Origin of the sequence: Labrys sp. (in: a-proteobacteria) (assembly GCF_047605565.1) — a bacterium.
In the GTDB taxonomy this organism is placed as follows: domain Bacteria; phylum Pseudomonadota; class Alphaproteobacteria; order Rhizobiales; family Labraceae; genus Labrys; species Labrys neptuniae.
Genome location: NZ_JASGFM010000039.1, coordinates 59,866 through 66,232, shown reverse-complemented (window position 1 = coordinate 66,232; position 6,367 = coordinate 59,866). Strand labels below are relative to the sequence as shown.

6 protein-coding genes are annotated in these 6,367 nt (G+C 64.7%); 5 read left to right on the top strand and 1 reads right to left on the bottom strand.

Features of this window, described 5'->3' with window-relative positions; all coding sequences use genetic code 11:
• Together QM672_RS26250 and QM672_RS26245 are read left to right on the top strand one after the other, a co-directional pair.
• Positions 1-314 (top strand): 3-hydroxyacyl-CoA dehydrogenase family protein (locus QM672_RS26250; RefSeq protein WP_415086140.1); only part of this gene is annotated, 314 nt, incomplete at its 5' end.
• A gap of 356 nt (positions 315-670) precedes the next feature.
• On the top strand, positions 671-2,197 hold the full coding sequence (locus QM672_RS26245; RefSeq protein ID WP_367625973.1) for a L,D-transpeptidase family protein: 1,527 nt from the start codon (positions 671-673) through the stop codon (positions 2,195-2,197).
• Positions 2,198-2,434: 237 nt separating this feature from the next.
• On the opposite strand, the gene QM672_RS26240 is transcribed toward QM672_RS26245, so the two are convergent.
• Complete coding sequence (locus QM672_RS26240) at positions 2,435-3,166, bottom strand: FadR/GntR family transcriptional regulator (RefSeq protein WP_322435270.1); 732 nt, start codon at positions 3,164-3,166, stop codon at positions 2,435-2,437.
• Between the two features lie 309 nt (positions 3,167-3,475).
• On the opposite strand from QM672_RS26240, the gene QM672_RS26235 reads away from it, so the two are divergent.
• From QM672_RS26235 to QM672_RS26225, 3 genes are all read left to right on the top strand, one after another.
• Positions 3,476-4,513 (top strand): DUF4424 family protein, encoded by a 1,038-nt coding sequence (locus QM672_RS26235; protein WP_311935685.1) that lies wholly within the window; start codon positions 3,476-3,478, stop codon positions 4,511-4,513.
• A 167-nt stretch (positions 4,514-4,680) separates the two neighbouring features.
• A complete protein-coding gene (gene proB / locus QM672_RS26230) occupies positions 4,681-5,829 on the top strand; it encodes a glutamate 5-kinase (protein ID WP_415086137.1) in 1,149 nt (382 codons plus the stop codon).
• A 167-nt stretch (positions 5,830-5,996) separates the two neighbouring features.
• Positions 5,997-6,347 (top strand): VOC family protein, encoded by a 351-nt coding sequence (locus QM672_RS26225; protein ID WP_415086135.1) that lies wholly within the window; start codon positions 5,997-5,999, stop codon positions 6,345-6,347.
• Positions 6,348-6,367 lie beyond the last annotated feature (20 nt).

Genomic DNA, 6,367 nt, shown 5'->3' with positions numbered 1-6,367 from the left:
TCGTCAACCGCATCCTGCTGCCGATGATCAACGAGGCGATCTACACGCTCTATGAGGGCGTCGGTACGGTCGAATCCATCGATATGGCGATGCGGCTCGGTGCCAATCATCCCATGGGCCCGTTGCAGCTGGCTGATTTCATCGGCCTCGACACCTGCCTGTCGATCATGCAGGTGCTGCATGAGGGCTTGGCCGATTCCAAATACCGGCCTTGCCCGCTGCTGGTGAAATATGTCGAGGCCGGCTGGCTCGGCCGCAAGGTCAAGCGCGGCTTCTACGATTATCGCGGCGAAAAACCGGTGGCGACGCGCTGACCTCAAGCGCCATTTTTCCCGATCTCGAAAGGCGCGGCTGTCCTTCCTCGCAAGGGGGAGAAGGCAACCGCGCCTTTTCTATGCCCTGGCTGCGCGGGAGGGAGGGCGCTCCTGACCGGCATATCTTCTGTTAACCCTGCTCGGCTATGAAGAAGCTCTGCCCTTTTGAGGCCAAAACTTCGGATTAAGTTCGGAGCACATAGTGCTGATGTGGTTAATCGGACACGCCGTCCGACAATCGTGCGGCAAGACTGTGGCGGCCATACCGCGCGGCCCGGTCGCGTGATAGAGGGCTGCCTATGATCCCTTTTTGTGCCGGACCTTACGTTTCGGCAACCAGCGTGGAAGTTCCTGCTATGAAGCAGCCTACCCCTCTTGTTCTGGCCGCCGTTTCCGTTTTGGCCCTGGTTCTGGCCTCGCCGGCCTTGGCACAGGACAGCACCCCGCCAACGGCGGACATTCCGGTTGCCGCGCCTGCGGCTCCTGAGGCACCTGCTGCCCCGGCCGCTCCCGCTGCTGCCGCTGAGGCGCCCCAGCCCGCCAGCCCCGCTCCGGCGCCGGCCGCGCAGGCTGCTCCTGAACCGGCTGCTCCTGCACCGGCGGCGACGGTCTCGGCTCCCGATGCCTCGGCACCTGCCGCTCCCGTGGCTCCGACGGCTCCCGCAGCAGCCGACAATGCTGCCCCCGCGGCGCCTGCCGCCACGCCGGCCAAGCCCAAGGTCGCCAAGAAGCCGGTTCCAGCCGGTCCGTCCTACGCCGCCTCGACGCCGATCAAGATCCCGGCCACGCCCTGGTCCTCGATGCCGACATTCGATGCCGGCTCGCTCGACCGTCTCAACGGCCTGTCGCAATATTATGCCCAGATCGCCCGCAATGGCGGCTTCCCCGCTGCTCCGCCCGCCGGCTTGTCCCAGGGGGCCACGGGCAGTGCCGTGCTGGCGTTGCGCCAGCGCCTGGTGATGGAGAAGGACCTGCCGGAATCCGAGCGCGACAATCCCAAATGGGATGCCAGGCTGACCACTGCCGTCAGCCGCTTCCAGCAGCGCTACGGCCTGCAGGCCACCGGCAAGATCGATGAACGCACCCGCGCCCAGATGGCCGTCTCGGTGCAGCACCGCCTGGTCCAGATCGGCCACAACATGGAGCGGGTCGGTGCCCGCTTCATCGATTTCAACCGCCGCTATGTGGTGGTGAACATCCCGAGCGCCCAGGTCGAGGCCATCGAGAATGGCGAGGTGGCGCGCCGCTACATCGCCGTGGTCGGCCGTCCGCAGAATCCCTCGCCCGAGGTGGACGCCACCATCAGCGCCATCAACTTCAATCCGACCTGGACGGTGCCGCAATCCATCATCAAGAAGGAAATCGGCCCGCATATGGTGCGCGATCCCTCCTATCTCTCGCGCCAGAGGATGTCGGTGATCGACGGTTCGGGCCGCACCATCGATCCCAAGACGATCGACTGGTCGAGCGGCAAGGCTGCCAACTACACTATTCGCCAGGCCTATGGCGCCGGCAATTCGCTCGGCCAGCTGCGTATCCAGATGCCGAACTCGGATTCGGTCTACATGCATGACACGCCGTCCAAGCGCCTGTTCGGCTCGGTCGACCGCTTCTTCTCGCATGGCTGCGTGCGCGTGCAGGGCGTGAACGATCTCGCCGCCTGGCTGCTCGGCTCCGGTTGGGACGCCAAGCGCGTCGGCCAGGAGATTGCGACCGGCGCCCGCAAGGACCAGGCCATTCCGGACCGCGTTCCGGTGCACTGGGTCTACATGACCGCCTATGTCACGCCGGACGGCACCGCCCATTTCCGTCCTGACATCTACAATCTCGACTTCGGCTCAGCTTCGCGCATCGCCGATGCGCAGGTGGTCAACCCCTACTGATCGGGTCGATCTTCGGATCCATGAAAAGGCCCAGCCCGTCGTCCCCCTCGTGCGCGAAGACGGGCTGGGCCTTTTTTCTTGCCTATTCATACTGGCGGCAGCGATATCTGCCTCTGTGTCATTGCAAGCGTAGGGAAGCAATCCAGGGGTGGAAAACGTGGCGGCCACAATTCCTGGATTGCTTCCCTACGCTCGCAATGACGGTGCTTGACCGGACAAGCACCAAGACCGCTGGTATCAGTTCTTGTCTTCGACGGCCGCGCTTTCCGCATCCGTTTCGGAGCGGTCGAGCAGGGCGAGCATCGCCTTGCGGGCACCGTCGGCATCGCCGGCGAGGATCGGCTCGGCTACCGCGCGGTGCATCGGCACCGTGTAGGGCAGCAACACATTGCCGGCACGCGAGACCTTGAAGGACACGGCGAGCGAAGCCTCGATCGCCGGCTGGAAGGCGGCCAGCAGCACATTGTTGGTGGCCCGCACGATGGCGCGGTGGAAGGCGAGATCCGCGTCGATGGAAAGCTGAATGTCCTCGGCATTGGCCATCGCCTCGAAGGTTTCGGCGATGGCGGCCCGCTGCTCCGGCGTGGCGCGCAGGGCGGCGAGGGCGGCCGCTTCCGGCTCGATCATGCGGCGCAGCTCGAACAGGTCCTTGACGAAGCTCTTGGTCGCGCCGCCCGAGGTCTGCCAGACCAGGACATCGACATCGAGCCGGTTCCAATTGGCATGGGGCTGCACGATGGTGCCGCGGCGCGGGGTGGAGGAGAGCAGGCCCTTGCCGGCCAGGAGCTTGATGGCCTCGCGCAGCGAGGCGCGGGAGACGTCGAGTTCGCGCGAGAGGTCGGCCTCCGTCGGCAGTGCCATGCCGACCGCCCATTCTCCGGCAACGATGCGCTGGCCGATCAGCGCCGCCGCCTGGCTGTGGCGGGTTTGTGCTGCACCGGAGCGAGAGCGGCTTGCGCTGCGTGCCATTGACGACCCCTTGTTTTATCCGAAACAGGCTTTTGCGCGATCCGTTGGTTTGATTGTCCGCTAAAGCCGACGTTTCATGTTCCCTGATCTATTTGTTGCATTCCTCCTACCATACCGCCAAGCCCTAAGATCGTCCCGATGAGCTTAGCCACAAGATAGAGTCGCAAAGAATAGAAGGGTTCAGATCTGGGCTGTGATCACGATTGCCATGCGCGAACACTCCCCTGAGCCATGTCGTGACGTTGTGTCCGGGGAGGTGACACCTATATGCTCGTCGCGCTTGTTTCATGTTGTTGTGAGGAGTCGTTCGTGCCCCGTTTCATCCCGGCCATTGCCGTTCTTGCCGCCCTGCTGGCATCGCCCGCGCGGGCCGACGACACCCTGGCCTCTCTCGATGCCGGCGGGCTCGTGCTCACCAAGACCGACAAGATCGCGCTCGTCTCCGAGGATCTCTATCTGTCGATCAAGGCGGTGAAGATCAGCTATCGTTTCCGCAACCTCACCAATGCCGACTATGAGGCCTTGGTAGCCTTTCCGATGCCCGACATCACCGGCGACGGGCCCGGCGGCATCACCGACATTCCCGATCCCACCAGCGACAATTTCCTGAAGTTCACCACCAAGGTCGACGGCAAGCCGGTGGAATCGCAGGTCGAGCAGCGCGCCTTCATGAAGGGCACGGACGGCAAGCCCGATGTCGAGATCACCGACAGGCTGAAAACTCTCAAGATTCCGATGCTGCCGACCATCGAGGCGACCGAGAAGGCCATCAATGCCCTCAGCGAAGCCGATCGCAAGGCCCTGGCCGATGCCGACATCGTCTATCAGGACAGCTACAACGCCGACGACAAGGGCGAACGCCAAGTCTATTACCCGCTCTGGACCCTGCGCTCGAAATTCTGGCGCAAGCAGGTGTTCCCGGCCGGCAAGGACGTGATCGTCCAGCAGGACTACGTGCCCAGCCATGGCGGCGTCTCGTCTCTCGTCTTCGGCTCGCCGGATCTCGATGCCAAGCAGCGCAAGTCCTACGAGAAGGATTTCTGCACCGATGCGGCCTTCACCAAGGCGGCGGCAGCCTTGCGCAAGCGCGCTTCGGCCGATGAAGGCAAGACCTTCGTCAGCTACGAACAATATCTGGCCTATGTCATCACCTCCGGCGGCAACTGGGCCGGCCCGATCGGCGATTTCCGCCTGGTGGTCGACAAGGGCGATCCCAAGACGCTGGTGTCCTTCTGCGGCGAAGGCGTGAAGAAGATCGGCCCGACCACGTTCGAGATGGTGGTGAAGAACTACGTGCCCAAGACGGACATCAAGGTGTTGCTTCTGGTGAGCGAGGAAAGGAAGTGAAGTGACCTGGCGGGACGGGCGCCAACTGGGGGCGCCCTGCCGGCCCCGATCTGCCACCGCTGCTTCGTGTTTGCGCTTGTCGAACGGCGCTGGCCGCATTAGGCCGTGTTGACCGGTACGGTTGCCTTGCCACCGCGCCTCCCACCACGCTTCAGCTCCGTCCCGCCATGCCCGAACTCAGTACCTTCCGTCGTATCGTCGTCAAGATCGGCTCCTCCCTGCTGGTCGACCAGGCCAAGGGCAAGCTGCGCCGCGAATGGCTGGCTTCCCTGGTGGCCGATCTCGCCCGCCACACCCAGCGCGGCGCCGAGGTGATCGTGGTCTCCTCCGGCGCCATCGCCTTGGGGCGCACGCTCCTGCAACTGCCCAAGGGCCCGCTGGCGCTGGAATCGAGCCAGGCGGCGGCGGCCGTCGGCCAGGTCGGGCTGGCGCAGGCCTGGGCCGAGACCCTCAGTGCGCAGGGGCTGACAGCGGCCCAGATCCTTGTGACGCTCGGCGATACCGAGGAGCGCAAGCGCTATCTCAATGCCCGCCGCACCATCGACAAGCTTCTCGAGCTCAATTGCGTTCCGGTGGTGAACGAGAACGATACCGTCGCCACCACCGAGATCCGCTATGGCGACAATGACCGGCTCGCCGCACGCGTCGCCACCATGGCCGGGGCGGACTGCCTGGTGCTGCTCTCCGACATTGACGGCCTTTATACCGCGCCGCCGCATCTCGACCCCGCCGCCACCCTGATCCCGGTGGTGCAGCGCATCACCGCCGCGATCGAGGGCGTGGCCGGCGATGCCGGCTCCGAGCTCTCGCGCGGGGGCATGCGCACCAAGGTCGAGGCGGCCAAGATCGCGGTGGGCGGCGGCACCACCATGGTGATCGCCTCGGGCAAGGTGGAGCAGCCCCTGCTGCGCATCGAGGAAGGCGGACCCTGTACCTGGTTCCTCACCCCCTCCAATCCCGTCACTGCCCGCAAGAAATGGATCGTCGGCCATCTTGAACCGCGCGGCACGCTGCATGTGGACGCCGGCGCCGCCAAGGCCCTGCGCGGCGGTGCCAGCCTGCTGCCGGCCGGGGTGAAGCGGGTGGAGGGCACCTTCTCGCAGGGTGACGCGGTGATCATCCGCGATCCCTCCGGTGCCGAGATCGGCCGCGGCCTGGTGGCCTACGACATCGGCGAGGCGGCCCAGATCGCCGGCAAGAAGAGCCGCAGCATCGAGGACGTGCTCGGCTGGGCCGGCCCCAGCGAGATGATCCACCGCGACGATCTGGCTCTGTTCAGCCGCTTCGAGGACCTCAGCACCGTAACGGTGGAGTAGGTCTTTGATCTCGCACACCTTCCTCGGCGTCGGCGATTTCGACAGGGCCTTTCATTTCCATAGCGTTTTGCGATTTGACGAAGTCGTCTGGAATCGCAAAGACGCGTCGAACCAAGGAGTTAGAGAAAAAAGCGTTGAGCCATCAACGCGCTTTGCTCTAGGAGGCCGTGCTGACGGAGCTGGGACTGGTGCTGCGCTTTCGCGAGGATGAGCGGCCCAATCAGCGTCCTTGGGCGGGTTGGGTCAGGCCGGACGTCTCGCGCCCGATCTTCCTGATCGGCCGGCCCTTCGACGGGCAGGTACCAGCACCCGGCAACGGTCCGATGGTCGCCCTTCTGGCGCCGGACCGGCCCGCCGTGGCTCGGGCCTGGCAAGCGGCCCTTAACCATGGCGGCACGGATGAGGGTGCGCCCGGACTGCGGCCCGAGTATCATGCCGACTATTACGGCGCCTATTTCCGCGACCTCGATGGCAACAAGCTCTGCGTGTGCTGCCACGATGCGGTCGTGGGACAATAGGCCTCCCACTCGCTCAAGGA